Below are 25,791 nucleotides of genomic sequence, written 5' to 3'. Positions count from 1 at the left end.
CGCTTCGGCGCCTCCCTCAACCGCCATGTCCATTACCATTGCTGCGTCATCGACGGGGTCTTCGAGCCGGCCGAGGAGGCTGGTGATATTCCGCAATCCGTGCGTTTTCGCCCCGCCGCTGAGCTGACGCCGGAGGCCGTCGCCGCCATCGCCGAGCAGGTGCGCGTGCGGGTGCTGCGGTGGTTCGCCCGCAGCGGGCTGATCGAGGCGGACGATGTCCGCGACATGCTGGCCTGGGAGAACAGCGGATTCTCGCTGGATGCCGCGGTGCGCGTGGGCGCTCACGAGCGCGCCGGCCCGGAGCGCCTGCTGCGTTACTGTGCCCGCCCGCCGTTCGCGCTCGAGCGTCTGGAACTGCTCGACGCCGAACGTGTCGTCTATCGGTTGCCCAAACCACAACGTGACGGCACCACGGCGCTGTCGCTCACCCCACTGGCGCTGATCGACCATCTCGCGGCGCAGCTTGTTTACAGATTGGCCGCCGCCCAGGCACTTCATGTTCTCGCCCACCGTGTTGCGCAACCCCAGGTAGTGATGGGTGTTGAGCAGGCAGCGGAACAGCCGGTCCCCCTCGCCGGCGTGCTCTACACAGGTGAGCTCAAGCGGCGTCAGCTCCGTCAGCGAACAGGCGATCGGTTCGCGGCCATGGGGGACCTAAAGCGCAGAGCGGTTGCGCAACCCATTGGGCGCTGGCGCGGCGGCAGCCTGATCGCCCCTGCCTGCTCCAAGCGCAACAACAGGCTGCGGCACGCCATATCCTTGAGCCGACCGTTGTCGGCGTGCCAATCCCACAACTCGCACAGCGCAATCGACAGTCGGCTGCGCCCCCAGTCGGGATGCTTCGACAGCAGCCGTCGGATGAGACCGACATCGGGCGCACGGCGCTCGCCTTGGATCGTGACCATGATCTAATGCATGGCCACGACGGTACTCCGATCCTGCGTCTGAGTCCAGCACCGATGGGGTCCGCTAAGTTTGAGTCCGTGAACGGTTACCACCGGGTTTTCTTTCAGGCACTAATTGGGGTAAGCCAAATTGGCCCGCAGCGGCTATTTCAGCTGCCTGGGGCGAACGATGCCCACCAACCCGGCGCAGCCGAGCTCGAGGTGTGACCAGTCATCGGGCATCTCGAGGCGGGCCACGGCGGCCGTGGGCAGTAGCTTGCCGTCATCCGGCTCGTCGACGTCGGCCCCCGCCAAATATCTCAGCAGGTCTTCCAGCCCCGGGTTGTGGCCCACCAGCAAGACCAGGCGCGCCGACGCCGGCACCCGACTCAACACCCCCAACAGCGCTGGCAGGTCCGCCTCGTAGATGTCTGCGTCCCAAACGATGTCTCTCTTCGCCAGGTCGAGGCATTTGCAGACCTTGAGTGCCGTCTCCCGCGCCCGCTGCGCAGGCGAGCTGATGATGAGCGTGGGGATCATGCCCTCACGGTAGAGCCACTCACCAACCCGCGGCGCGTCTTTGCGGCCCCGCTTTGCGAGGGGTCGCTCGAAATCCGAGGTGGCACCGCCGTCCCAGTCCGACTTGGCGTGGCGCAGGATCAGCAACTCGCGTGGCATGCGGGGGAAATCATCCGGGATATGCGGGAGCGGCTGTGCTCAGGCGACACGCCTTAGGAACCTTAACACAACCCTCACTTGCAAGGAATATGGCGAGCGGCGCGTCGGGTGTGATCAGCCCACCGTCGCCAACAGCCGATCCATCATGCGCTCGGCCTGGCTCCCGTAGCCACCGCCAAAGAGATTGAGATGATTGAGGATGTGGTAGAGGTTGTAGAGCATCCTGCGCGTCGCGTATCCCGGCGGCAGCGGCCAAGCGGCGTTGTAGGCAGCGTAGAACCGGCTGCCGAAGCCGCCGAACAGCTCGGTCATGGCGATGTCAGTCTCGCGGTCGCCGTAGTAGCAGGCCGGATCGAAGATCACCGGGTTGCCCTGGTCATCGCCGCCGAAGTTGCCGCCCCAGAGGTCGCCGTGTAACAGAGAGGGGGCCGGCGTATGGTCCAGCAGCGCATCGACGTGCTCGAGCAGGCGCGCGTCGCGGTCCTGGAGCCGCCCGCCGTAACCGTTTTGCGCGGCGAGTGCCAGTTGAAAACCGAGGCGTCGCTGGCACCAAAATTGCGCCCAGTCCCGGTCGCGGTGGTTCGGTTGTGGGGTCGATCCGATGGTGTTGTCCCGGTGCCAGCCGTGCGCATCGGCGCTGCTGTGGTGCATGGCCGCGAGCGCTTCACCGGCGCGCTCCGCGGTCGCCCCGCCACTACCACCCAATGCGATGTATTCCATGGCGATGAAGGCGTGCCGGCCGCTGGTGCCGCAGCACAAGGGCTGGGGCACGCGGATACTGTTGGTCGCCGCCATGGCGGCGAGCCCGTCGTGCTCGGCCTCGAACATGTCGAGCCGCGAAGCGTCGTTCAGCTTGACGAACCAACGCCGGCCACCGTCGGCGAGCACGGCGGCGGCATTGATGCAGCCGCCGCCCACCTGCCGCGGTGACGTCGGCTGGAATGGCTCGCCGCTGGCCGCGGCGATCTGGGTTGCGATCTCGGACCAGTCCGTCATGGATGAGCACGCCCGTCACAGGTGGATGTTCGGTCGTTTGGCGGCTGGGTGACGGCTGGGTTGCAGAGCCGCGGACTCACGGGCATGACGCCGGGCAGCGGGCGCCCTCAGGCCACCGGTCCACCGGGCCGGGCCGCCGTCAGCCGGCGCAGCAGCGGCGAAGTGCGCGGAAAGTGCGCGCGCAGGAACGCCATCTGGTCGGCCAGCACATGCCGACCCATGAGGAAGATGTACTCGGCATGGGTGGGGGTGAAGGGCACCGCGAGCAGTTCCATGCCAGCCGCCTCCGGGGTGCGTCCAGCCTTATAGTTGTTGCAGCGCACGCATGCGGTGACGACGTTGGTCCACACATCTTCGCCGCCGCGACTGATGGGCCGCACGTGATCCCGGGAGAGATGGCGCGCCGAGAACCGCCCGCCGCAGTACATGCACAGGTGGTCGTCGCGCTGGAAGAGCGTGCGATTGGACAGCGGCGGTGCGTAATCCTCACGCAGCTTGCTCAGTGCGTGATTGGCGCCATGGGTGGCGATGATGCTGTGGATTTGCAGGCTGCTGCGGCGGCGCGTCTGGGCGTTGATGCCGCCACGCAGCAACAGCAGCGGGTTACCACAGGCGTAGGCTACCTGTCCCAAAAAATACAGGCGCGCCGCCGCCTTGTAGTCCACCCACTCCAGCGGCATGCCCGCCAAGTCGGTGCGCAGGATCTGGGTGTGCAGGACCTGTTGGCTGAGAGACACCATGACTCGACACCGGTCAGGAGTTGGCGAGCATAATACAGGCCCGGTGGCTCGTTGCAACGCCTTGTGCAAAATGGTTGCCAGCATTCAGGTAAACCCCTGTTCTTTGAGCCGGCGCACCGAGTTGACCGCAGCAGCGACTTCAGGTTATGCACAGTCCTCCGGGGGACGGGGAACCACCATGCAGATTAGGGTTAAACTTGGAATTGATCTCGATCAGCCACTGACGAAATATTTCAAGTATCTGTTTTCCAAGGCAACAGCGCAGGGTGACCAATGCTTGGCCAGTTTTGCCGAATCGCAACAATGACGCACGCTCGTGGGTAGTCCCAACGGGTTATCCACCAACTTATCCACAGCAGCTGTTGAAAACCGACGGCACGCCAACCGCAACATCGCTGCCGCCGCCTCAACGCGGCAATCCGTTCCCACCCAGCCAGGCGCCGCATGCCCGCTGCCAGTACAGACCCATCCGATCCCCCCGTCGTGGTGGCTCGCGTCGCCGTCGCAGCGCCTTTGGGGGAACTGCTCGATTATCTCGGGCCGGCGTCCGGCGAGATTAGCCCTGGGCAGCGAGTGCTGGTGCCGCTGGGCCGCGGGCGACGCCTGGGCATGGTTGTCGCCGTCAATCAGCCCACCAGTGTGCCGGTGGCACGACTCAAGCGCATCACAGCGGTACTGGACACCACCCCCCTGCTGCGCGCACAGGATCTGAGCTTCCTGCTCTGGGCAACGGACTACTACCGGGGCGATCCCGGCGAGGCCCTGTTCGGCGCCTTGCCCGGCCGCTTGCGCCGCGCGCACCCGCCCCTCGACGATCGGCCGCTGGGATGGCGGGCACTCACCCCGGCCACAGCGGTGCAGCCGCACCTGGCGCGCGCGCCACGCCAGCGCGAAGTGCTGGCGCTGCTCAGCACGGCCCCCCAAGGACTCACGGATGCGGCGCTGCACACGGCGCTGGGCGACTGCACGAGCCCGTTGCGCGCCCTTGCGAAACGCGGTTTCGTGCAGCGCTGTCGCCTGCAGGTATCCACCGCAACAGTGCTCACCCAGCATCCGCAACCCGACCCGCCGCCGGCACTGAACCGACACCAGGCCGACGCCGAGGCGGCCATCGCCGCGGGCGAAGGTTTCGGTTGCTTTCTCCTCGATGGCGTCACCGGCAGCGGCAAAACCGAGGTCTATCTGCGGCTCATCGCCCGCACCCTGGGAGCGGGCCAGCAGGTGCTTGTGCTGGTGCCGGAGATCGGCCTGACGCCGCAGCTGCGCGAGCGTTTTGCGCGCCGCGTACCAGCGCCGATGGCGGTGCTGCATTCCGCACTCTCGGAGACGGAGCGCGAGCGGGCCTGGCGCGCCGCCGCCGCCGGCCAGGCACGGCTGCTGCTCGGGACGCGCTCTGCCGTATTCACACCATTGCCAGACCTGGGGCTCGTCATCGTCGACGAAGAGCACGACCTGTCCCTGAAGCAGCAGGAAGGCTTTCGTTACTCGGCCCGGGATCTCGCCGTGCGCCGCGCCCAACAGGCCGGCTGTACCGTGGTGCTGGGCTCGGCGACGCCGGCGCTGGAGACCCTGCACAACGCCCGCAGTGGCCGCTACCGCCACTTGCGCTTGCCCGAGCGCGCCGGCAACGCCGCGGCGCCCGAGATCCTGCTCGCCGACATCCGTGCGCAACCGTTACAAACCGGCCTGAGCCATGCCCTGTTGACACGCATGGAGCAAGAGATCGACGCCGGCAATCAGGTGCTGCTGTTCCTCAACCGCCGCGGCTTTTCACCCGTGCTCACCTGCCATGACTGTGGCTGGGTGAGCGAGTGCGCGCATTGTGACGCACGTATGACGCTGCATCGTGACCGGGCGCTGCTCGTCTGTCACCATTGCGGCCTGGAGCAAGCCCGGCCGGTGCAATGCCCCTATTGCCAATCGCCGGACCTACGCCCGCTGGGCCAAGGCACGGAGCGCGTGGAGGACACCCTGCGCCAGCGCTTTCCGGGCCTGCCGCTGGCGCGTATCGACCGTGACAGTACCCGCCGCCGTGGTGAACTGGAACGACTGCTGACCGCCGCCGCCCGCGGTGAGCACCGCATCCTCCTGGGCACGCAAATGCTTGCGAAGGGCCATCATCTGCCGGGCGTGACCCTGGTGGGCGTGCTCGACCTGGATCATGGTCTCTACGGCAGCGATTTCCGCGCCACCGAGCGCATGGCGCAGCTGTTGGTGCAAGTGGCGGGCCGCGCCGGGCGCGCCCAGCGCCCAGGCACCGTGATGGTGCAGACGCGCCATCCACAGCATCCGATGCTGCAGCGCTTACTGCGCGCGGGCTATGGTGCCTTTGCGACGGCGGCACTCGCGGAGCGCAAGGAGGCCAATCTGCCCCCGTTCAGCCATCAGGCCATGCTGCGCGCAGACAGCCCGCAAGCGCAGGCGGCACTGGACTTCCTGACGCAGGCGCTGGCGACGGCGCGGGCGTTGGCACCGGCGCAGGTGGAGTTCTGGGGGCCGGCACCGGCGCAGATGGAGCGCCGCGCCGGTCGCGTGCGCGCCCAGCTTCTCCTGCAGGCACCAACCCGCAGCCTGCTGCAAGGCGTGCTCGCGCCGTTGCTGCCGGCACTGCGCGGGCTCAAGGCGTCGCGGGATCTGCGCTGGAGCATGGACGTGGATCCGCAGGAGAGTCTCTGAGCGGACAGCGATGTTGGCCTGAAAAATACCCGGCGTCGATCAACGTTTGGCGCGAGCTGCAGCGGGCTGGGCGGCGGTCGGCGGGGATCTCGATGGCGCAGAAGCGGCCCCGAAGCCAAGCGGGCGCGTCCTACGGGGTTGCCCGAGGCATCCGCAAGCACCGAAAACCCCTTGGCGACAGGTATACTAGGCACGTTGATCAGACAGCCCCCCGCGGCGTTGACCCTGCCACCGACCGGCACCCGCCGATACCGCACGAGCACAGCCGAAACGCGTCCCTGACGCTTCCCTGACGTCGCCATTGTCCACGAGAGTTCTGCGAGCAGCGCATCACCGATGAAGTCCGAGATCCAGCAATCCCTGCAACAGGCCCTGGAGGCACTGCACGCCGAGGGGGTACTCACTGATCTGCCGGCGGCGGCGCAGGTGGAGCGCACGCGTGACCCGGCACACGGCGATTTCGCCAGCAACGTTGCCATGGTGCTCGCCAAGCAGGCACGCATGAAGCCACGGGATCTCGCCGGGCGCATCGTCGCCGCCATGCCGGCGTCGCCGGTGATCGCAGCGGTGGCGATCGCCGGCCCCGGCTTCATCAACATCCACATCGCAGAAGCCGCCTACCGCGCCCTGGTGCCGGCAATCCTGCGCGCGGGTCCGGATTACGGCCGCTCCCGGCTCGGCGCCGGTCAGCGCGTGCAGGTGGAGTTCGTCTCCGCCAACCCAACGGGCCCGCTGCATGTGGGTCATGGCCGTGGCGCCGCCTACGGCGCCGCCGTGGCGGACCTGCTGGCGTACGTGGGCTTCGACGTGCATCGGGAATACTATGTCAACGACGCCGGTCGCCAGATGGACATCCTGGCCACCTCCGTGTGGCTGCGTTATCTGGAGCTCTGCGGCGAGGCGCTGGACTTTCCGGCCAACGGCTATAAGGGCGACTATGTCTGGGACATCGCCGCCAGCTTGCACCGCGAGCACGGCGACGACTACCGCGTCGCCGCCGACGTGGTGCGCGAGGGCCTGCCACTGGATGAGCTCACGCCGGGCGACGGCGGCGACAAAGAGGCACACATCGATGCCCTCACCGCCGCGGCCAAGCGCCTGCTCGGCGACAACCGCTACCGCTTCGTCTTCGAGCTGGGGCTCAACACCATCCTCGACGACATCCGCGGCGACCTCGCCGAGCTGGGCATCACCTACCAAGCATGGTTCTCGGAGCGCTCGCTGGTGGAATCCGGCGCCGTCAACCGGGCCGTGGAGCGCCTGCGCGAGGCAGGCCACGTCTACGAGCAGGCCGGCGCACTGTGGTTCCGCTCCACCGCCTTCGGCGATGACAAGGATCGGGTGCTGGTGCGCGAGAACGGCCAGACCACCTATTTCGCCTCCGATATCGCCTACCACATGGACAAGATGGAGCGCGGCTTCACCCGGGTCATCGATGTCTGGGGCGCCGACCACCATGGCTACGTGCCGCGGGTGAAGGCAGCGCTGTCGGCGCTCGGTGATGATCCGCGCCGGCTCGACGTGCTGCTGGTGCAGTTCGCGGTGCTCTATCGCGGCGGCGAGAAAGTGCAGATGTCAACCCGTTCCGGGGAGTTCGTGACCCTGCGGGAACTGCGCAAAGAGGTGGGCCGGGACGCGGCGCGGTTCTTCTACGTCATGCGCCGGTGCGAGCAGCACATGGATTTCGATCTGGATCTGGCCAAGCGCCAATCGGCCGACAACCCCGTCTACTATGTGCAATACGCCCATGCCCGTGTGGCCAGTGTGCTGCAACAGGCCGCTGATCGGGGCATCGCCCTGGCGCTGACACCGGTGCCGGGCGACGGCAAGCTGGAGCGTCTCACCGAAGACCACGAGATTGCCCTACTGAAAACGCTGGCGCGTTGGCCGGAGGCCGTGGAAGCGGCGGCCCTCACCGAAGAGCCGCACCAACTCACCCACTATCTACGCACCCTGGCCCAGGACTTCCATACCTATTACAACGCCCACCAGTTTCTGGTAGACGACGCGGCGCTGCGCGACGCGCGGGTACAGCTGATCCTCGCCGTGCGGCAGGTGCTGCGTAACGGCCTGAGCCTGCTCGGCGTCGGCGCCCCGGAGCGCATGTGATCGGAACCGCCGCATGACCCTGGACTATCGCAAGGGCACCCCACCCCCACGCCGGCACAAGAAACCGCGTGGCACCTGCGCCTTCTGGTTCCTCGCAGGCGGCTTGGTGGGTGCTTTCGGTGTCGGCGCCGCCTGGCTCTATCACGAGCCCGTCGACACCGGTGAGCCCACGGCTGCGGCCGTGCCGCCGACGGAACGACCGCTCGAGCGCAAGCCGCCACCCAGGTTCGATTTCTACGACATGCTGCCCAAGCAAGAAATCGTGGTGCCCGCCGAGCGCGAGCCCGAGCCCGTCCCGCTGCCGCCGCAACAGCCTCCTGTGGCACCGGAGCAGTTACCTGTGACACCGTCGCAGCAACCAACCGCAGCGCCGGCGCAGCCAGACCCAGCGCCGGCACAGACAGCCGGCACCGGGGACTTTATGCTGCAAGTGGGTTCCTTCCGGCGCAGCAATGACGCCGAGCGGCTGAAGGCACAACTGGCGCTGATCGGCATTCAGACCTCGATCCAGACGGTCACCATCGACAGCGGCCAGACGTATCATCGGGTACGCACCGGCGCCTACGCCAAGGGTGACGCCAATGCGGTGCGGGCAAAGCTCCAGGAAAACGGTCACAAACCGATGATGATGCGTGCCCAATAGCCGACGTTGCGCTCGTTACGCAACGCAATCCGGCGCACCGGTGCACCCGCACAAAGCCATCGGGCATACGTGCCACGCATGCCCACACCTTGACCCAGACCCGCGAACGAGCCAGCCGATGCCGAACACCCGCTCCACCTGCACCACCACCCACACCAAGCCCGCCTCGCCCGACCAGGGACACCGAAACCGGGCACACACCCGTCGACGGCACGCAGTACCGCCGGCCGTCGCCCTGCTGGCGCTGATGCTCGCCGGCTGTGCCGCCGACAACCCCATGCACGGTGCCCTGCGCGAGAGCGTCGGCAACCCCTTTGGCAGCCCCACCGAGCAGGACTTCGAATCCCTGCTGGTCAAGCACTGCGGCGACCGGACGGTGGGTGGCCAGCCCATCGCCGAGCTCCTGCGAAGTGATACCACGTTTCGCCAGCTCACCACCCGACTCTACCGTGGTGACCTCTCCAACGATGCTTTCATGAACCAGCTGTTGGCCGAATATCCGGCGCCCGACGCGAACATCCCCGCCACCGGCTGCGTCGTCAACCAGCTCAGTGCCTGCCTCAGCGGCGACTGCGACGGCGCCGCCAGCCCGTCACCGGACGCGGTCGCCGCAGGCACAATCGACGCCAGGCGCCAGGCCAACCTCGAAGATCTGCCGAATGCCAACCCTGAGGCCGTGGATGCCCTGGCGGCGGGCGATCAGCGCGCGGCCGCCGCGGATATGGGCACGCTGCCCAGCCGAGACCCGGACGTGATGGACGTCGACCGAGAACCGGCATCCGTCGTCGAGATGGAGGCCGCAGAGAGCCCCTGAGCCCGGCTCGGATAGCGGGCCGACTCAGGGAGACGCCTGCGAGCCACCACCCCCGCGCAGGCTGACCTCGCCGCTGTGGAAGCGACGTCGGCCCTCGCGGGTATCGAGCAACAGATGACCGTCTGTGTCGATGCCGGCGACGGTGCCGGCAATCCGCTGCGTCGCGGTCACGATCTCGACCGGCTCGCCGAGATAGCGATCGAAGGCATGCCAGTCCGGCAGAAATGGCGCGAGCCCCGCTTCGCCGTAGTCCGCCAGCGCACCGACCAGGCTTGCGATGAGCTGTGCCGCCAGGGCGTTGCGCCCGGGTCGCGCAACGCCGGGCACACGGCTGAGATCGCTCCAGGGCTGGTCGATGTCCCGGGCGTCCCGGGCGCTGAGTCGCAGATTGACGCCCAGGCCCACGACCACATGACTCGGGCCCTGCGATTCCCCGGCCACCTCCAATAACAGCCCGCCGAGCTTGCGGCGGCGCCAGTGCAGGTCATTGGGCCATTTGAGACCGATGTCCGCAACACCATTGGCCCGCAGCGTGCGTGCCGCCGCCACGCCACAGGCCAGGCTGAGTCCGCCGAGCGCCGCCGGCGCCAGCGCATAGCGCCAGAGTATGGAGAGGTAGATATTGGCGCCGAAGGGCGAGACCCAGCGGCGCCCCGAGCGCCCGCGCCCGGCGTGCTGGCGCTCGGCGAGACAGACGCTGCCGCAGGCGGCGCCATCCGCCGCCGCCCGCATGAGCCGGGTGTTGGTGGAGTCCACCGCCTCCAGCACCTCGATGTGTGCGAGCCGCGTGCGGGCCCCATCCGGCAGCGCGGCCCGAATGCGCGCGGCGTCCAGTCGCTCGAGCGGATGTCTGAGCCGATAACCCTGCCCGCGCCGGCATTCGATCTCCAGGCCCAGCTCATCGCTCGCCCGGCGCAGGGCCTTGGACACCGCCGCCCGGCTGATGCCGAGCCGCGCGGCCACCTCGGCACCGGAGTGCAGCGCGCCGTCCGCCAGCAGATGCAGGATCGCGTCACGGCTGCTCACGCCGGCTCATCCCACGAGAGCGCGTGGCGGCGCAAACCGCCCGGCCCGCCGGGCTGCTCAGACACCGGCGACGCTCGCGAGCCAGGCCCGGCGCTGCGCCAGCACCGCCGCCGATGCCTGGTCGTCCACGCGCAGCTCACAGACATCCGCCGGCGCCGCCGCCGGTGCTAGCTCGAAGGTCATGAGCTCGTCGCGGCGGAAGGCGTGCACGCTCACCGGCTGCCCCATCGGCAGCGCCCGCAGGCGCTTGCCGGCGTTGTGGCCATCCACCTTGAGGCCGTCGACGGCGATGATGACATCGCCCGCCGCGAGCCCGGCCCGCTGCGCGGGACGCTCATCCAGCACCACGGCAACCTTGGCCTCGACGCCCGGCGCGAGCCTGAGGCCGACGTCGGACACCGGCTCGACGGGCGTCAGCGCAGCCGTCACATTGCCAAAGTCTTTCGGCCCCTTGCCCGGGCGCAGGCGCATCTCCACACCGACCGTCGCCAGCAGTCCCGGCAGATCCAGGTCCGCCGTGCCGTCCAACGCCTGCTCGAAGAACGCCGACAGATCCAGACCGGTGACTTCCGCCGCCAGCGCCTCGATGGCGCGCTCCGGCACCCCGGCACCGGGGTGATCCCGGCGCTCGCCATAGCGCTCCCAGAGCGCCCGCATGACGTCATCCAGCGAGCGACGGCCCGCGGTATCGCGGCGAATGGTCAGATCCAGCGCCAGCGCCGTGAGCGCCCCTTTGCCGTAATAGCTGACGATGGCGTTGGGTGCGTTCTCGTCCTGCTTGTAGAACTTGGTCCAGGCATCGAAGCTCGACTCGGCGATACTCTGGTGCAGGCGCCCCGGGTTACGCATCACCTTGGTGATGGTCTCCGCCAGCAGCGCCAGATAGCCCTCGGTGTCGATGCGGCCGCTGCGGGCCAATGCCAGGTCGTCGTAATAGGACGTGATGCCCTCGAAGGCCCAGAGCAGCCGGGTGTGCACCTCACGCTCGAGCCCGCCCGCGACGAATGCCGCCGGGCGGATGCGCTTGACGTTCCACAGGTGAAAGTACTCATGGCTGCAGAGCCCAAGGAACTTGCGGTAGTCACCTCCGGCATGGCCCGCGTCCGTGCCCGGCGCCGTCGTGCCGGGTTGTGCCGGCAGATCATCCCGGCTGCAGAGCAGGCTGGAGGAAAACTTGTGCTCCAGGCCGCCGTAGCCATCGCCCACCACCTGGGTCAGGAATAGATAACGGTCCGCCGGCAACTCGCCGAACAGCGCCACGTGCTCCTCGCAAATGGGTGCCAAGTCCGCGGCGATGCGCGTCAGGTCCGCGCGGTGACGGCCGCTCACGGCCATCCAGTGCGGCACATCCCGGACCTTGAAGGCGATCACATCGAATCGGCCCATCTCCACCGGATGATCGATGAGATCGGCGTAATCCCGGGCCCGGTAGGCGCCGAAGGCCCAGCGCTCGGCGCCGTCGCGCATGAGACTGGTGGCCACGCTCCAATCGCCGCACGCGGCATCCGGCGGTGCCAGCAGCTCGACGCGGCAGGGCTCGTGGTCGCGTCCATGCACCCGCAGGAACAGGCTCGGGCCATTGAAATAGCCGTGCGTGCGGTCGAGGTGGGCGGAGCGCACCGTAAGCTCCCAGGCGTAGACCTCGTAGCGCACCCTGAGCGTGCCGCCGCCCGCGGGTGCCCGCCAGGTCTGCTTGTCCAGTTTCTCGAGTGTCACCGGTGCGCCGCCGCGCTCGGCGCCGATGCGCACAATGTTGCGGGCAAAGTCCCGGATCATATAGCTGCCGGGGATCCAGGCCGGCAGCGACAGCGTCAGCGGCGCCGGGTCGCCGCCGGCGTCGGGGATGTGCAGCTCGATGGCAAAGAGGTGCGCCGCCGGGCGGGCCGGGGTGACGCGGTAGCGGATGAGTGCATGGTCAGGCATGGGTTGCAGGTCTGGCTGTCGGGGGCGGTTGGCGTGGCCACGGCGAACGCCGTTGGGAGACACAGATCAGGGCGATGGATGGGATCGCCAGCATGCGCATGGCATGCGTGCGGCTGGCCCGGCATACAACCATGACCCGGGTCAGAGACCCGCGTCGGTCGGTCGCCCGACCTGCGCCCGAAGGTGGCGAAGCAGCGCACGTTTGTGCCTACAATCGGGGAACGTCCGACAAGTCTCTGCGAGACCAGGACATCCACCGTGGCCAAACCGTCCCATACATCGCCGCAATCCGCCGGGCCGCCGCCGGCTGTGTCGACCCGCGCGGCCGTGCAGCCCATGTCTGCGCCCGCGCCGGCGGGAGCGGCGCAGGACGGCCGGCCCACGGCCGCTGCGCAGCGCCCAAGTCATCGTCAGGGCCTGCGCATCGCGCTGCTCGCGGCCACCGGCGTGCTGTTGCTCGCTGCGGCGGTCTCGGCGGCCATCGATACCATGGTATCCGCAAGCACGGTGCATGCCATTGCCAGCGGCGTCGATGACGTGGAGCCGAAGCCCGTCGCGCTGCTCCTCGGCACAGCGCGGCGCACCGTCGCCGGCCGGCCGAACGAGTTCTACCAGGCCCGCATCGAGGCGGCGGCGGCGTTGTTTCATAGCGGCAAGGTTCAGGGCATCCTCGTCAGCGGCGATAACGCCACGCGCTGGTACAACGAGCCCATCGCCATGCGCAAGGATCTGATCGCCGCCGGCGTCCCCCCGGAGTTCATCACCCTGGACTACGCGGGCTTTCGCACCCTCGACTCGGTCATCCGCGCCAAGGAAGTCTTCGGCCAGCGGCAGGTCGTCATCGTCAGCCAACGCTTCCATGCCGAGCGCGCCATCTTCCTGGCCCGCCACTTCGGTCTGGAGGCCAGCGGACTCGCAGCGGCCGATCCAACCAGCCAGGGCCTGCTCAAAGTCCGGGCCCGCGAGGTCTTGGCGCGCGTCGCCGCTGTCTTGGACATCGTCGTCGGCCGTGCTCCGAAGTTTCTTGGCAGCGCGGAGACGGTGCGGCTGCGCACGACGAACGACGACGCGGTCTGACGCGCGTCAGCCATCGCAAAGGGCGCATGCCGGGCGGCGCGCACACCGGCGGCCCACGCGCGCAGCCGCCTGCGCGGGCGGCGCAGCGCTCACGCCAAATCGATCCAGACGGGGCAATGGTCCGAGGGCTTCTCGAGCGCGCGGATGTCGTAGTCGATGCCCGCGTCACGCAGGCGCCGGCGCAGGGGCTCGGTGATGAGGATCAGGTCGATGCGCAGGCCGCGCTTGGGCTCGCGCTCGAAGCCACGGGAGCGGTAATCGAACCAGCTGAAGCGGTCCGTCACATCCGGGTGCACGAGGCGGTAGGCGTCGAGCAGGCCCCAATCCATGAGGGACCGCAGCCAATCCCGCTCCTCCGGCAGGAAGCTGCACTTGCCGCTGCGCAGCCAGCGCCTGGCATTGTCATCACCGATGCCGACGTCGGCATCCGCCGGTGCGACATTCATATCGCCCATGACGATCAGTGGCTCGTTGGGGCGGTGGCGCTCGCTCAGGTAAGCGCTCAGATCGGCGTAGAATTTTGCCTTACCCGGGAATTTGACCGGATGATCGCGGCTCTCGCCCTGGGGGAAGTAGCCGTTGACGACGGTGACGGCCTCCCCGTCCGGGAGGGTGAAGCGGCCGGTGATGGCGCGCCGCTGCGCCTCTTCACCGTCTGTGGGGAAGCCCTTGCACACCGCCAGCGGCGTTGCCTTGCTGAGCAGCGCCACCCCGTAGTGGCCTTTCTGCCCGTGGTAATGCGCCTGGTAGCTCAGGCCCTGGACCATCGTCAACGGAAACGCCTCATCGGCCACCTTGGATTCCTGGATGCCGATCACCTCCGGGTCGTACTTGGCCTTGATGGCTTCCAGCTGATGCGGGCGGCTGCGGATGCCGTTGATGTTGAAGGAGACGAAGGTGGCCATGGTACGGGCTCCGGGCTGGGGAATCGCGGCGGGATGGCGAGCGGTGTCAAAGTACCTCGTGCGTCTCGCGCTCTCCCATGTCGCGGCCGTGCTCGTAGGCCTTGCCCCAGGGCAGATGCTTTTGGTCGCGGGCGCGGTCGTAGGGGTCGCTCGCCACGGTGCGCGCGACGGCGTCGCCGTGACCGAGCCGCGTCAGCGCCGCCGCCATACCATTGGCGTAGCCACGGTTGTACCAGCGCTGGGAGTCGTCCTCGCGCTCGAGGTAGCCCTCGGACTCCTCGGTCAGCTCAGCGAGCAGGCGCAGCAGTTGGGTCAGCAGCTCAGGGTTGGTCACGGTGCCCGACGGTAGGATCAAAAATCCCCGAAGGCTAGCATGCACCGGCTTCCCGCCACCAGCACACGAACAATGGCGAGCCTCCAGCGGGCCCCTAGCCCGCCGCGGTACAACCGCTCCACTTACGCGGGAAAAGGCTCTCGAGCTCGCCGGAGCGATGCAGTATCGCCACTCCCAGCGGATGGCCCCGGTGGCGGATGATCACCTGCCCGGGCCGGCAGGCGGCCGTCGCAGCCGCACTTGGCTGGAGGGTCCGCCGGCGCAGGTAGGCATCGCGATCCGCGGGGGCTTCCAGGTCCAGCACCTGGCGGGTGGCCTGGCCACCCAGCAGCAGCGCCCCCGCGGTGGTGAGCTTTGGCGGGCGGATATTGGTGCGGTAGAAGAAGAGACCGCTGCCCTCTGGTTGCGGTGCCGCGGGTGGCGCGTGGTCCCGTGCCGCCACGTGCAGACCCCGGCGGGTCTGGCGGTGGACCCGAAACTGCGCCGTAACCGGCTCCGTGATGCCATAGTGCGCGGCGAGGCCGGCGCACCAATCGGCGTCCTCGCCGGCGGACTCGTGGGCCAATGGCTCGGGCTCGGGCTCGGGCGGCCCCGCGGCGGCGGCGTCCTTCTCGAACACCGCGATGAAGAAGCCGCCGGTGTCGTTCGCGTGCGGCCAGAGGCGCAGACAGCCGCCGAGGGCCGGCGGCAGCGGCCGACCCTGCCAGAGTGTGACGCCGGGGCCGCCCACGAGTCCGGGCAGCTGCGCCCATGCGGACGCCGGCCGCAGCCGCAGACGGCCTTGCTGCTCGGCGAGCACGTCCGCCACCACCAGTTCGTTCTCCTCCGGCGCGAAGGTACAGGTGGAGTAGACGATGCGCCCGCCCGGGCGGCAGAGTTGCACGGCCTTGCGCAACAGCGCCCGCTGGCGGCTCCCCATGCGGGCGCTGCGCTCCGGGCCGAGCTTGCTGGCCAGGCCCGGATTGCGTCGCAGCGTGCCCTCGCTGGAGCAGGGCGCATCCACCAGAATGCGGTCGAAGGGGCCGGCGGCGGCGGGATAATTGCCGCCGTCGTAGCGGGTGGTGCTGACGTTGACCACGCCGAGCCGGTCCAGATTACCCTGCAAGGCGGCGATGCGGTCCATGGCGAAGTCGTTGGCCAGCACCGTGCCGCGGTTGCCCAGGCTGAGCGCGATCTGCGCCGTTTTGCCGCCGGGGGCCGCGCACAGATCCAGGACCCGCTGCCCGGGCGCCAATCCCAGCGCCAGCACGGGCAGCTGTGACACCGCCTCCTGGGCATGGGCAAGGCCGGCGCAATACCACCAGTGCTGGCCGGCGCGGAAGCCCGGCGGCAGCGCCAAGGCGGTGCCGGGCGCCGCCGCAAGCCAGGGCACGGGCGCGCTGGACACGCCCTGATCCGCCAACAGTGCGGCCAGCGCATCGCCGTCGATGCGGCCGGGCCGGCTCCAGATGCAGGTGCCGAGCGGGCGACGCAGGCTGTCGATGAAGCCGTCCCAATCATCCACCACCGCTCCGAACAGGGGGCGGTAGCGCGCCAGGGCCTGCGCCAGGGCCTGCGCTGGGGCCTGCGCTGGGGCTGGCGCGCCGGCGGTTGGCGGCGGGGTCGATGGGTCGGCGTGTGACATGCGGGCGCTGCGCTCGGGGATGAAACGGCACGAGAACGGGGCAATCTACAGAAAAAGCGGGGCCGGCGCCCATGGACCGGCCGACAGATACCACAGCACATCACAGTCACACCTGGAGCGCTCGATGCATCACATTCCCGCCACCGAGGCACCGCCGCTGCGCCACATGCTGGAACAGCTCATCGCCACGTCCAGCGTCAGCAGCGTGCAGTCGGCCTGGGACCAGAGCAACCGGCCGGTACTGGAGCCGTTGGCGGACTGGCTGCGGGCGGCGGGCTTCAAAGTGGAAGTCTTGGAGATCCCCGGGCATCCGCAGAAGGCCAATCTGCTGGCCACCCTCGGCAGCGGGCCGGGGGGGCTGGTGCTCGCCGGCCACTCCGACACCGTGCCCTACGATCCCGCCCTCTGGCAGCGCGATCCCCTCAAGCTCACCGAGGACAGCGGACGCCTCTACGGGCTCGGCACTGCAGACATGAAATCCTTCCTGGGGCTCGCCCTCGAGGCCGCCCGCGGACTGGACGGCGCGCAGCTGAAGCATCCGCTGATGATCCTGGCCACCGCCGATGAAGAGTCGGCCATGCACGGGGCACGGGCACTGGTTGCCGCCGGCCGGCCGCTGGGACGCCATGCCGTCATCGGCGAGCCCACGGGCTTGCGGCCGGTGCGCGCCCACAAGGGTGTCATGGGCGAGAGCATCCGCCTCGTCGGTCAGAGCGGCCATGCCAGCGACCCGAGCCTGGGTAACAATGCCATCGAGGGCATGCATCAGGTGCTGACGTCCCTGCTGGAATGGCGCGAGCGGCTGCAGCACGACCACCGCGACCCGGCCTTTCGCATCGCCTGGCCCACGCTCAACTGCGGCCACATCCACGGCGGCGACAACTTCAACCGCATCTGCGGTCAGTGCGAGCTGCACATCGATATCCGCCCGCTGCCCGGCCAGGAGCCGGAGACACTGCGCCTGGAACTGCGTCGGCGGGTGGCGGCCGTCGCCGAGCCCAGAGGGCTGCAATGGACCGTGGACCCGCTGTTTCCGAGCATCCCGCCGGCGGACACGCCGGCCACCGCCGCCATCGTCCGCGCCGGCGAGGCGCTGAGCGGCCATGCGGCGGAGACCGTCAGCTTCGGCACCGAGGCCCCCTTCTTCAACGCCCTCGGCATGGAGACCATGGTGCTCGGCCCCGGCGACGTCGCCCAGGCCCATCAGCCCGACGAGTTCCTGGCCACAGAGCGCATCGAGCCGATGCTCGGCATGCTGCGGGGACTGATCCAGCGCTTCTGCCTGCAAGGCTGATGGCGACGCTGAACGCGTGGTCACACGCTCGCGCAACACTGGCGGTAACCGCGCCGGCGTCCTGCGGGAACGGCTCCCGTCCCGGAGCCTGCGGTATTGCGTGCGGCGGGCGTCCGCCAATCGATCGGCGCGTCCTTGAATCGGCACCGGATCGCCCGACCTAGCTTGACGCACGGCCGGAAAGCCCTCAGACCCCGGCGTGCCAAAACGCATAAAACAGCGAGGAGAGAATCCACCATGCTCAAATATGCCATCGCCGCCCTGGTCGCGGTCCCCGTCGCCTTCGCCGCCCTGCCGGCCTTAGCCGAGATCGAGCGCACCCCGTCGCCCGCGGGCGCCAAGGTCTATTTCATCGAGCCCGCGGACGGCGCCACGGTGGGGCAGACCTTTACGGTCAAATTCGGGCTCGAGAACATGGGGGTCGCCCCCGCCGGCACCGACAAGGCCGCCACCGGGCACCATCACCTGCTCATCGACCAGGCCTTGCCGCCCTTCGATCAGCCCATCGGCGGCGATGTCATGCATTTCGGCGGCGGTCAGACCCAGACCGAAGTGACGCTGGAGCCCGGCACCCACACACTCCGGCTGATCCTGGGCGACATGAAGCATGTGCCCCATGACCCGCCCGTCTACTCCGAACAGGTCACCGTCACCGTGGAGTGATCCGGCGGCGCCGGGCGTGCCCCGCCGGGCACGACTCCGCGGCCCACGCTCAGCCCGAGCAGCATCCAACGCTCGTCACCCGCCTACGACCGCAGCACCTCCAGTCCGCCCAGATAGGGAAGCAGCGCCGCCGGCACCCGGATGCTGCCGTCCGCCTGCTGGTAGTTCTCCAGAACGGCCACCAGGGTACGGCCCACCGCCAGGCCCGAGCCATTCAGGGTGTGCACCAGCTCGGGCTTGCCGGTGTCGGGATTGCGCCAGCGCGCTTGCAGCCGCCGCGCCTGAAAGTCACCGAAGTTGGAGCAGGAGGAGATTTCCCGATAGCGGTCCTGTCCCGGCAGCCAGACTTCCAGGTCGAAGGTCTTGACGGCGGAGAAGCCGAGATCACCGGTGCAGAGGGTCACCACCCGGTAGGGCAGCTCCAAGCGCTGCAGAATGGCCTCGGCGTGGCCGGTGAGGGTTTCCAGCGCATGGAAGGCGTCCTCCGGGCGCACCGCCTGCACCAGCTCCACCTTCTCGAACTGGTGCTGGCGGATCATGCCGCGGGTGTCCTTGCCGTAGGAGCCGGCCTCGCTGCGAAAGCAGGGGGTGTGGGCCACCCATCGGCGCGGCATGGCCTCGGCCTCGACGATGACATCCCGCAGCAGGTTCGTCACCGGCACCTCGGCGGTGGGAATGAGATACAAATCCCGGCCGCCGCCCTCGGCTTCCCCGCTCAGCCCCGGTATCCGAAACAGGTCCGCCGCGAACTTGGGCAGCTGGCCCGTGCCCCGCAGGCTGTCTGCGTTCACCAGGTAGGGCACATAGGTCTCGGTGTAGCCATGCTCGGTGGTGTGCACATCGAGCATGAACTGGATCAGGGCCCGGTGCAGCCGGGCCAGCGGCCCGCTCAGCACCACGAAGCGCGACGCGGTGAGCTTGGCGGCGGCGTCGAAGTCCATCCAGCCGCTGGGCACGCCAAGATCCACATGGTCCTTGGGCGTGAACGCGAAGCTCGGCTGCGTCCCCCAGCGGCGCTCCTCGCGGTTGGCGGACTCGTCGGCACCATCCGGCACGCTCGCGTCCGGGAGATTCGGCAGGCCCAGGCTGATGTCACGCAGCTCGGCCTGCAGCTCGCCGAGCTCGGCATCCAGGGCCTTCAGCTGGTCGCCGAGGCCGGCGATCTCGGCCTTCAGCGGCTCGATGTCCGCCCCCGCCGCCTTGGCCTTGCCGATGGCCCTGGAACGGGTGTTGCGCAGGCTCTGCAGCTCCTGCACTTGCGTTTGCAGCGCCTTGCGGCGGCGCTCCAGCGTCTCGATGCGGGCGGTGTCCATCGTCACGCCACGACGGGCGAGCGCAGCGGCGACGTGCGCAAGATCAGCGCGCAGAAGTTTTGGGTCCAGCATGACGGTGTCGGCTCTTGTCGGAAATGCGGGGATGGGAACGGCGGCGTCGGATGGCTTTGGCCGCGGCAGCCGATGGCCCGGCGCAGCCCACCCGAAGTGTCACGCGGGGCCCGGGTCGCCGCTGCTCTCGACGTCGACGGGCCAGGACACGACATGACCCGGCTCGACGAAGTCCTTGATACGCTCGATGGCGGCGCGGGCCCGATCCGGGCGGTCGAAGAACTCCAGCACCAGCGGCAGGTCCGACGACAGATCCAGCAGGCTCGTACCATGCACCACGCCGGAAGCGCCGAAGCCCGCCACGCCCCGCGTGACGGTGGCGCCGCGGACTCCGAGCTCGTCATGCAGACACTTGAGCAGCGGCTTCAGGCCATGATCGGACTCGCTCAGGTAGACGCGTACCATGGTCGCCCCGCCCAAGGGCCGCTCGACAGCTTCATTGGATGATCGCACCATGCTCACAGCCCCCTCGCGGCGACGATGCCGGCCCAGCAGGCGGCGATGCAGACCACAACACTGACGGTCACGTTCGCAAGCGCCCGCAGCATCTCGCCCTGCTCCACCAGCGTCAAGGTCTCCAGCGAAAAGGTCGAAAACGTGGTGAAGGAGCCGAGAAAGCCGATGAGGATCGCCGCCCGCAGCTCCGCCGCGAGCAGGCTGCGCTCCAGCAGCAACACGAACAGCAGCCCCATGGCGAAGGAGCCGAGCACATTGACACTCAGCGTGCCCCAGGGGAAGTCGCGCCCGAGCAGCCGGTAGACGCCGGTGGCGACGAAAAACCGCGCCAGCGCGCCGAGCGCGCCGCCGCCGGCGATGGCGAGCAACTGCAGCAAGAGCGACTCTCAATGATCGACCGAATGCCGATTGTACGCGATCAGCGGCCATCGCTGGCGTGTTAGGACTGCTGCTGCTCATCGTCGCCGCCAATGGCGCACCGGTGCTGGTGCACGCCATGCTGGGTGCGCGCTGGGCGGTCCCCGTCGATTGCGGCTTGCGCCTGGCCGACGGCCGCCGGCTGCTGGGCGACGCCAAAACCTGGCGTGGTCTCGCCGTGGCGCTGGCCGCGAGCACCACCCTGGCGCCCCTGCTCGGCCTGTCGCCGCTGGTTGGCCTGGCCGCCGGCGCCCTGGCCATGGCCGGCGACCTGCTCGCCAGCTTCGTCAAGCGGCGGCTGGGCCGACCACGGAGCAGCCGCGCGCTGCTGCTGGATACGGTCCCCGAATCCCTGTGCCCGGCAGTCGGACTGATGCAGCCGCTGCATCTGGGCGGCGCTGAGATCCTGGGATTGGTTATCCTGTTCAGCCTGCTGGACGCCTGGCTCTCGCCGCTGCTCTACCGGTTACGCATCCGCCGTCGCCCCTGGTAGACACCGGAAGCCGCGGGCGCACCGGCAAGCCGACGCCGCAGTCGAGCCGCTGCCGGCGAGCCCCATTCCGAGCCAGTGCGCAGCACCGGCGCGTCGAAGCATCGCATGAGCCATCAATTCAGCATCCTCACCTACAACATCCATAAGGGCTTCAGCATGGGGGGGCGGCAGTTCGTCCTGCACCGCATGCGCGACGCCCTGGCCCATACGCGGGCCGATCTGGTGTTTCTCCAGGAGGCCTTGGGCGAGCACGCCAGCCACGCCCAGCGTCTGCACGAATGGCCGGATTATCCCCAGTTCGAGTTCCTGGCGGATACCGTCTGGCCCCACCATGCCTATGGCCGCAACGCCATCTATGACCAGGGACACCACGGCAACGCGATTTTGAGCCGCTGGCCTTTCCGCCAGTGGGAGAATATCGGCGTTTCCCCCTACCCCTTCGCCGCCAGCCGCTCGCTGCTGCATGGCGTCATCGAGGTACCTGGCGCCGAACAGCGCCTGCACGTCGTTTGTGTGCACTTCGGGTTCTTCGGCGCCGAGCGCCGACCACAGATTCAGCGTCTGTCCGCGCGGATCGAGGCCCATGTGCCCCACCACGAACCGCTCATCGTCGCCGGCGACTTCAATGATTGGTCGGGCCGCGCCGAGCGGGACTTCAATGCCGAGCTGGAGCTCACCGAGGTGTTCCGGCGTCTGCACGGCCGCCACGCCCGCACCTGGCCCGCGGTGGCCCCGGTACTGCCCATGGATCGCATCTACTGCCGCGGCGTGGCGCCGCTGCGCGCGGAGCGCCTCGGGCTCGCCCCCTGGCACCGGCTATCCGACCACACCCCCTTGCAGGCCTGGTTCCAGCTATGACGGACATGCATCACTGGCGACTGCCGAATCTGCTCAGCGCCTTTCGGCTGGTGGCGGCGCCGGTGCTGCTGCTGCTCGCCTCGCAGGGCCACCGGGAGCCTTTCCTCTGGCTGCTGGCGGTCGCTTTCTTCACCGACGCCATCGACGGCACCCTGGCACGACTCACCGGGCAGGCGAGCCGCTTCGGCGCCATGCTCGACTCCTGGGCGGATGTTGCCGTCTATGCCGCGGTGGCGGTTTCCATGCTGCTGTTGTGGCCGGGGCTGGTGCGCCAGGAGTGGCTCGCCTTCTCCGCCGTGGTGGCGAGCTTCGTGCTGCCGGCGCTGGTGGGCTTGGTGCGCTTCCGCCGCTTTACCAGCTACCACACGCGACTGGTGAAGGTGGCCGTGGCGGCGACGGCCGTGGGGCTGTTCCTGCTGCTGCTCGAGGTGGCGGCCTGGCCCTTCCGCGCGGCGGCCGCCGTGGCGGTGCTGGCGGCCCTGGAGGAAATCGCCATCACGCTGGTGCTGGATCGGGAACGCTCCAATGTCGGCGGTCTGCTGGGGGTGCTGCGTGAGCGCAGCCGCCACGACCCGCCGGCTTAGTGTCGACACCGGCGTGCACCACCACATACGGCGCCAGCATAGACATTGCCTATTGCATCGCCCACGTCGTCTAAGGGTGCGCCCCGACTTCGCAGCCATGGCCGAGCCCGGACAGTGCCCGCGCATGCCAGCGCCGCCGGCATTCGGGGAGCGCCCATCGCCGCCGGAAGCAGACCCCAGCCAGCTGAGGCGCACGGCCGAGTCCTGCCCGGTGCGCAAGTGGACTGCACATCGGCCACAGCCGCAGCACAACCCCGGGCAGCCGTCGCTGCGCGGGATTTTTGCGTTGGTGATACAACCCGCTTGCTCGGCAACACCCGGGAGCATCCAGCGGACAGCGTTGGGGACAGCCATTATTCATACTGACAATAATCAGTATTTGCCAATATTCCGTCCCTAAGGTAGCGTGACTGCCTGCGCCGGCGCGGTCGTCTCGTCGCCGCGGCACGGCAGCGCGCATCCCAGGGCGGGCGCATCGATCCAGCCCGGCGGTCGCCGAGCACGCCCCCAGCCCCGCTCCCCATTGCACAGGAAGGTCCATGGCCAGCAAGCCCGATATCGACCCTCAAGAAACCCAGGAGTGGCTCGAGTCCCTCGACGCCGTGCTCGAGCACGAGGGCACCGAGCGCGCCCATTATTTGCTCGAGCGCCTCATCGACAAGGCGCGTCGCTCCGGAGCGTACCTGCCGTTTAGCGCCAACACAGCCTATGTCAACACCATCCCGGTGCAAAAGCAGGAACGCTTTTCCGGGGATCGGGCCATGGAGCGTCGGATTCGGTCTTTCGTACGCTGGAACGCCATGGCCATGGTGGTGCAGGCCAACCGTCTGTCGACGGAGTTGGGCGGCCATATTTCGTCCTTCGCCTCCAGCGCCACCTTGTACGACGTCGGCCTGAACCATTTCTTTCGCGCCGCCAACAAGGATTTTGGCGGCGACCTGGTGTTCGTCCAGGGCCATTCGGCGCCGGGCATCTATGCCCGCGCCTACCTCGAAGGCCGCCTCAGCGAGGAGCAGCTCTACGGCTTCCGCCAGGAGGTCGACGGCCACGGCCTGTCGTCCTATCCCCATCCCTGGCTGATGCCGGGCTTCTGGCAGTTTCCGACGGTGTCCATGGGCTTAGGCCCCATCATGGCCATCTACCAGGCGCGCTTCATGCGCTACCTCGCCGACCGCGGGATCGTGAACACCGAGGGCCGCAAGGTCTGGGCCTTCCTGGGCGACGGCGAGATGGACGAGCCCGAGTCCCTGGGCGCCATTTCCCTCGCCGCCCGCGAGCGCCTCGACAACCTGGTCTTCGTGGTCAACTGCAACCTGCAGCGCCTGGACGGCCCGGTGCGCGGCAACGGCAAGATCATCCAGGAGCTCGAGGCCGTCTTCCGCGGCGCCGGCTGGAACGTCATCAAGGTCATCTGGGGCAGCTACTGGGACCCGCTGCTGGCGCGGGACAAACAGGGGCTGCTGCTCAAGCGCATGGAAGAGTGCGTCGACGGCGACTACCAGGCCTACAAGGCCAAGGGCGGCGCCTACACCCGCGAGCACTTCTTCGGCAAGTATCCGGAGCTGGCGGACATGGTCGCCAACATGACCGACGAGGACATCTGGCGCCTGAATCGCGGCGGCCACGACCCGGCGAAGGTCTACGCCGCCTATGCCGCCGCCATGCAACACCGGGGCCAGCCGACGGTGATCCTGGCGAAGACCGTCAAGGGCTATGGCATGGGCGTCGCCGGCGAGGGCATGAACATCACCCACTCGCAGAAGAAAATGGGTGAGACGGCCCTCAAGGCCTTCCGTGACCGCTTCAATATTCCGATCTCCGACGACCAGATCGGCGCCGCGCCCTTCTACAAGCCGCCGGCGGACAGCCCGGAGATGCAATATCTGCACGCCCGCCGCGAGGCCCTGGGCGGGCCGCTGCCGGCGCGCAAGGCCGACTTCGCGCCGCTGCCGATCCCGGGGCTGGACACCTTCAAGCCGCTGCTGGAGGCCAGCGGCGAGCGCGAAATGTCCACCACCATGGCACTGGTGCGGATGCTCACCATGATCATCCGCGACAAGCAGATCGGCAAGCTGGTGGTGCCCATCGTGCCGGACGAGGCGCGCACCTTCGGCATGGAGGGCATGTTCCGCCAGCTCGGCATCTACTCCCACGTGGGTCAGCTGTATCAGCCGGTGGACTCCGATCAGGTGATGTACTACCGCGAGGAGAAGAACGGTCAGGTCCTGCAGGAGGGCATCAACGAGGCCGGGGCCATGTCGTCCTGGATCGCCGCCGCCACGGCCTATGCCAACCACGGCCAGGCGATGATCCCCTTCTACATCTACTACTCCATGTTCGGCTTCCAGCGCGTGGGGGATCTCATCTGGGCGGCCGGCGACATGCAGGCGCGGGGCTTCCTGCTCGGCGGCACCGCCGGACGCACCACACTCGCCGGCGAAGGGCTCCAGCACCAGGACGGGCACAGCCACATCGTCGCCGCCACCATCCCGAACTGCATCAGTTACGACCCGGCCTTCGCCTACGAGCTGGCCGTCATCGTGCACGACGGCATGCGGCGGATGTTCCAGGAGCGGGAGAACTGCTTCTACTACATCACCGTCATGAACGAGAACTACCCCATGCCGGCCATGCCGGCGGGGGCCGAGGACGGCATCCGCCGGGGTCTCTATCGCTTCAGCACCGCCAACGCCGGCAAGCACCGGGTGCAGTTGCTCGGCAGCGGCACCATTCTGCGCGAGGTCATCGCCGCCGCCGACCTGCTGGCACGGGATTTCGATGTCGCCGCCGACGTCTGGTCCGTCACCAGCTTCAACGAGCTCCGCCGCGACGGCATCGACGCCGAGCGCTGGAACATGCTGCACCCGGACGAGCCGCCGCGCCGGCCCTATGTCGCCGAGCAGCTGAACGCCACCGAGGGCCCCATCGTCGCCGCCACCGACTACATCCGCGCTTATCCGGACCAGATCCGGCCTTACCTGCCACGGCGGTACTCCACGCTGGGCACCGATGGCTACGGCCGCAGCGATATGCGCAGCCAACTGCGCAAGTTCTTCGAGGTCAATCGCTGGTACATCGCCGTCGCCGCCCTCAAGGCGCTCGCCGACGAGGGGGCAATCACCCCCGGGCGGGTGCGCGAGGCCATCGATCAGTATCGCATCGATCCGGACAAGCCGAACCCGATGACCGTCTAACCACGGTGTTGTTTGCGA

General features: G+C 68.4%; 23 protein-coding genes. 12 read left to right on the top strand and 11 right to left on the bottom strand.

All coding sequences use genetic code 11. The features are described from left to right. A partial coding sequence (locus QZ588_RS09775) for a transposase (protein WP_295542204.1) occupies nt 1–912 on the top strand: 912 nt, incomplete at its 5' end. A 137-nt stretch (nt 913–1,049) separates the two neighbouring features. Here the strand turns inward: QZ588_RS09775 and QZ588_RS09770 are convergent. The 3 genes from QZ588_RS09770 to QZ588_RS09760 form a co-directional block, all read right to left on the bottom strand. After that, a complete protein-coding gene (locus QZ588_RS09770; protein WP_295542202.1) occupies nt 1,050–1,562 on the bottom strand; it encodes a histidine phosphatase family protein in 513 nt (170 codons plus the stop codon). 114 nt (nt 1,563–1,676) lie between these two features. Next, the gene (locus QZ588_RS09765) at nt 1,677–2,558 is read right to left on the bottom strand and encodes a fructosamine kinase family protein (protein WP_295542201.1); all 882 of its coding nucleotides are present in this window, start codon (nt 2,556–2,558) and stop codon (nt 1,677–1,679) included. 107 nt (nt 2,559–2,665) lie between these two features. Further along, nucleotides 2,666–3,298 carry an HNH endonuclease gene (locus QZ588_RS09760; protein ID WP_295542199.1) on the bottom strand — a complete coding sequence of 211 codons (633 nt, stop codon included), beginning with the start codon at nt 3,296–3,298 and terminating at the stop codon, nt 2,666–2,668. A 444-nt stretch (nt 3,299–3,742) separates the two neighbouring features. Here QZ588_RS09760 and QZ588_RS09755 point away from each other — a divergent pair, with 444 nt between their 5' ends. The 4 genes from QZ588_RS09755 to QZ588_RS09740 all read left to right on the top strand — a co-directional run bounded on the left by QZ588_RS09755 (nt 3,743) and on the right by QZ588_RS09740 (nt 9,540). Next, complete coding sequence (locus QZ588_RS09755; RefSeq protein WP_295542197.1) at nt 3,743–5,974, top strand: primosomal protein N'; 2,232 nt, start codon at nt 3,743–3,745, stop codon at nt 5,972–5,974. Nucleotides 5,975–6,310: 336 nt separating this feature from the next. Beyond that, on the top strand, nt 6,311–8,083 hold the full coding sequence (argS, locus tag QZ588_RS09750) for an arginine--tRNA ligase (protein WP_295542195.1): 1,773 nt from the start codon (nt 6,311–6,313) through the stop codon (nt 8,081–8,083). Between the two features lie 13 nt (nt 8,084–8,096). Continuing rightward, on the top strand, nt 8,097–8,726 hold the full coding sequence (locus tag QZ588_RS09745; protein WP_295542193.1) for an SPOR domain-containing protein: 630 nt from the start codon (nt 8,097–8,099) through the stop codon (nt 8,724–8,726). A 118-nt stretch (nt 8,727–8,844) separates the two neighbouring features. Continuing rightward, on the top strand, nt 8,845–9,540 hold the full coding sequence (locus QZ588_RS09740) for a hypothetical protein (RefSeq protein WP_295542191.1): 696 nt from the start codon (nt 8,845–8,847) through the stop codon (nt 9,538–9,540). A gap of 24 nt (nt 9,541–9,564) precedes the next feature. On the opposite strand, the gene birA is transcribed toward QZ588_RS09740, so the two are convergent. Continuing rightward, nucleotides 9,565–10,566 (bottom strand): bifunctional biotin--[acetyl-CoA-carboxylase] ligase/biotin operon repressor BirA, encoded by a 1,002-nt coding sequence (gene birA / locus QZ588_RS09735; RefSeq protein WP_295542189.1) that lies wholly within the window; start codon nt 10,564–10,566, stop codon nt 9,565–9,567. A 57-nt stretch (nt 10,567–10,623) separates the two neighbouring features. Continuing rightward, nucleotides 10,624–12,489: a PDZ domain-containing protein gene (locus QZ588_RS09730; protein ID WP_295542187.1), complete on the bottom strand. Its 1,866-nt coding sequence runs from the start codon at nt 12,487–12,489 to the stop codon at nt 10,624–10,626. A gap of 336 nt (nt 12,490–12,825) precedes the next feature. Between QZ588_RS09730 and QZ588_RS09725 the strand changes: the two genes are divergently transcribed. Then, nucleotides 12,826–13,566: an ElyC/SanA/YdcF family protein gene (locus QZ588_RS09725; RefSeq protein WP_295542185.1), complete on the top strand. Its 741-nt coding sequence runs from the start codon at nt 12,826–12,828 to the stop codon at nt 13,564–13,566. Nucleotides 13,567–13,655: 89 nt separating this feature from the next. On the opposite strand, the gene xthA is transcribed toward QZ588_RS09725, so the two are convergent. The 3 genes from xthA to QZ588_RS09710 form a co-directional block, all read right to left on the bottom strand. Continuing rightward, on the bottom strand, nt 13,656–14,471 hold the full coding sequence (xthA, locus tag QZ588_RS09720; RefSeq protein WP_295542183.1) for an exodeoxyribonuclease III: 816 nt from the start codon (nt 14,469–14,471) through the stop codon (nt 13,656–13,658). A 46-nt stretch (nt 14,472–14,517) separates the two neighbouring features. After that, nucleotides 14,518–14,805, bottom strand: a complete 288-nt coding sequence (locus QZ588_RS09715) for a hypothetical protein (protein WP_295542181.1) — start codon at nt 14,803–14,805, stop codon at nt 14,518–14,520. 94 nt (nt 14,806–14,899) lie between these two features. Further along, complete coding sequence (locus tag QZ588_RS09710; RefSeq protein WP_295542179.1) at nt 14,900–16,429, bottom strand: RsmB/NOP family class I SAM-dependent RNA methyltransferase; 1,530 nt, start codon at nt 16,427–16,429, stop codon at nt 14,900–14,902. Nucleotides 16,430–16,553: 124 nt separating this feature from the next. Here QZ588_RS09710 and argE point away from each other — a divergent pair, with 124 nt between their 5' ends. Next, entirely contained in the window at nt 16,554–17,723 is a 1,170-nt protein-coding gene (argE, locus tag QZ588_RS09705; RefSeq protein ID WP_295542177.1) for an acetylornithine deacetylase, read from the top strand. 237 nt (nt 17,724–17,960) lie between these two features. After that, nucleotides 17,961–18,386 carry a DUF4399 domain-containing protein gene (locus QZ588_RS09700; RefSeq protein ID WP_295542175.1) on the top strand — a complete coding sequence of 142 codons (426 nt, stop codon included), beginning with the start codon at nt 17,961–17,963 and terminating at the stop codon, nt 18,384–18,386. An 83-nt stretch (nt 18,387–18,469) separates the two neighbouring features. Here the strand turns inward: QZ588_RS09700 and serS are convergent, their stop codons facing one another. From serS to crcB, 3 genes are all read right to left on the bottom strand, one after another. Continuing rightward, the gene (gene serS, locus QZ588_RS09695) at nt 18,470–19,771 is read right to left on the bottom strand and encodes a serine--tRNA ligase (protein WP_295542172.1); all 1,302 of its coding nucleotides are present in this window, start codon (nt 19,769–19,771) and stop codon (nt 18,470–18,472) included. A gap of 99 nt (nt 19,772–19,870) precedes the next feature. Beyond that, nucleotides 19,871–20,176 carry a DUF190 domain-containing protein gene (locus QZ588_RS09690; protein WP_295542170.1) on the bottom strand — a complete coding sequence of 102 codons (306 nt, stop codon included), beginning with the start codon at nt 20,174–20,176 and terminating at the stop codon, nt 19,871–19,873. 53 nt (nt 20,177–20,229) lie between these two features. Continuing rightward, complete coding sequence (gene crcB / locus QZ588_RS09685; RefSeq protein WP_295542168.1) at nt 20,230–20,604, bottom strand: fluoride efflux transporter CrcB; 375 nt, start codon at nt 20,602–20,604, stop codon at nt 20,230–20,232. A gap of 59 nt (nt 20,605–20,663) precedes the next feature. Here crcB and QZ588_RS09680 point away from each other — a divergent pair, with 59 nt between their 5' ends. From QZ588_RS09680 to aceE, 4 genes are all read left to right on the top strand, one after another. Continuing rightward, on the top strand, nt 20,664–21,137 hold the full coding sequence (locus tag QZ588_RS09680) for a CDP-archaeol synthase (RefSeq protein ID WP_295542166.1): 474 nt from the start codon (nt 20,664–20,666) through the stop codon (nt 21,135–21,137). A gap of 105 nt (nt 21,138–21,242) precedes the next feature. After that, the gene (locus QZ588_RS09675; protein ID WP_295542164.1) at nt 21,243–21,995 is read left to right on the top strand and encodes an endonuclease/exonuclease/phosphatase family protein; all 753 of its coding nucleotides are present in this window, start codon (nt 21,243–21,245) and stop codon (nt 21,993–21,995) included. Further along, complete coding sequence (locus QZ588_RS09670; protein WP_295542162.1) at nt 21,992–22,579, top strand: CDP-alcohol phosphatidyltransferase family protein; 588 nt, start codon at nt 21,992–21,994, stop codon at nt 22,577–22,579. Before QZ588_RS09675 ends, QZ588_RS09670 begins: the two co-directional genes overlap by 4 nt. A gap of 539 nt (nt 22,580–23,118) precedes the next feature. After that, nucleotides 23,119–25,773 carry a pyruvate dehydrogenase (acetyl-transferring), homodimeric type gene (gene aceE / locus QZ588_RS09665; protein WP_295542160.1) on the top strand — a complete coding sequence of 885 codons (2,655 nt, stop codon included), beginning with the start codon at nt 23,119–23,121 and terminating at the stop codon, nt 25,771–25,773. The last annotated feature ends 18 nt before the right edge of the window (nt 25,774–25,791 follow it).

This window comes from uncultured Thiohalocapsa sp. (assembly GCF_913062725.1).
Classification (GTDB): Bacteria; Pseudomonadota; Gammaproteobacteria; order Chromatiales; family Chromatiaceae; genus Thiohalocapsa.
Note: the sequence above shows the minus strand (reverse complement) of the source record. Positions and strands in the feature narration are given on the sequence as shown.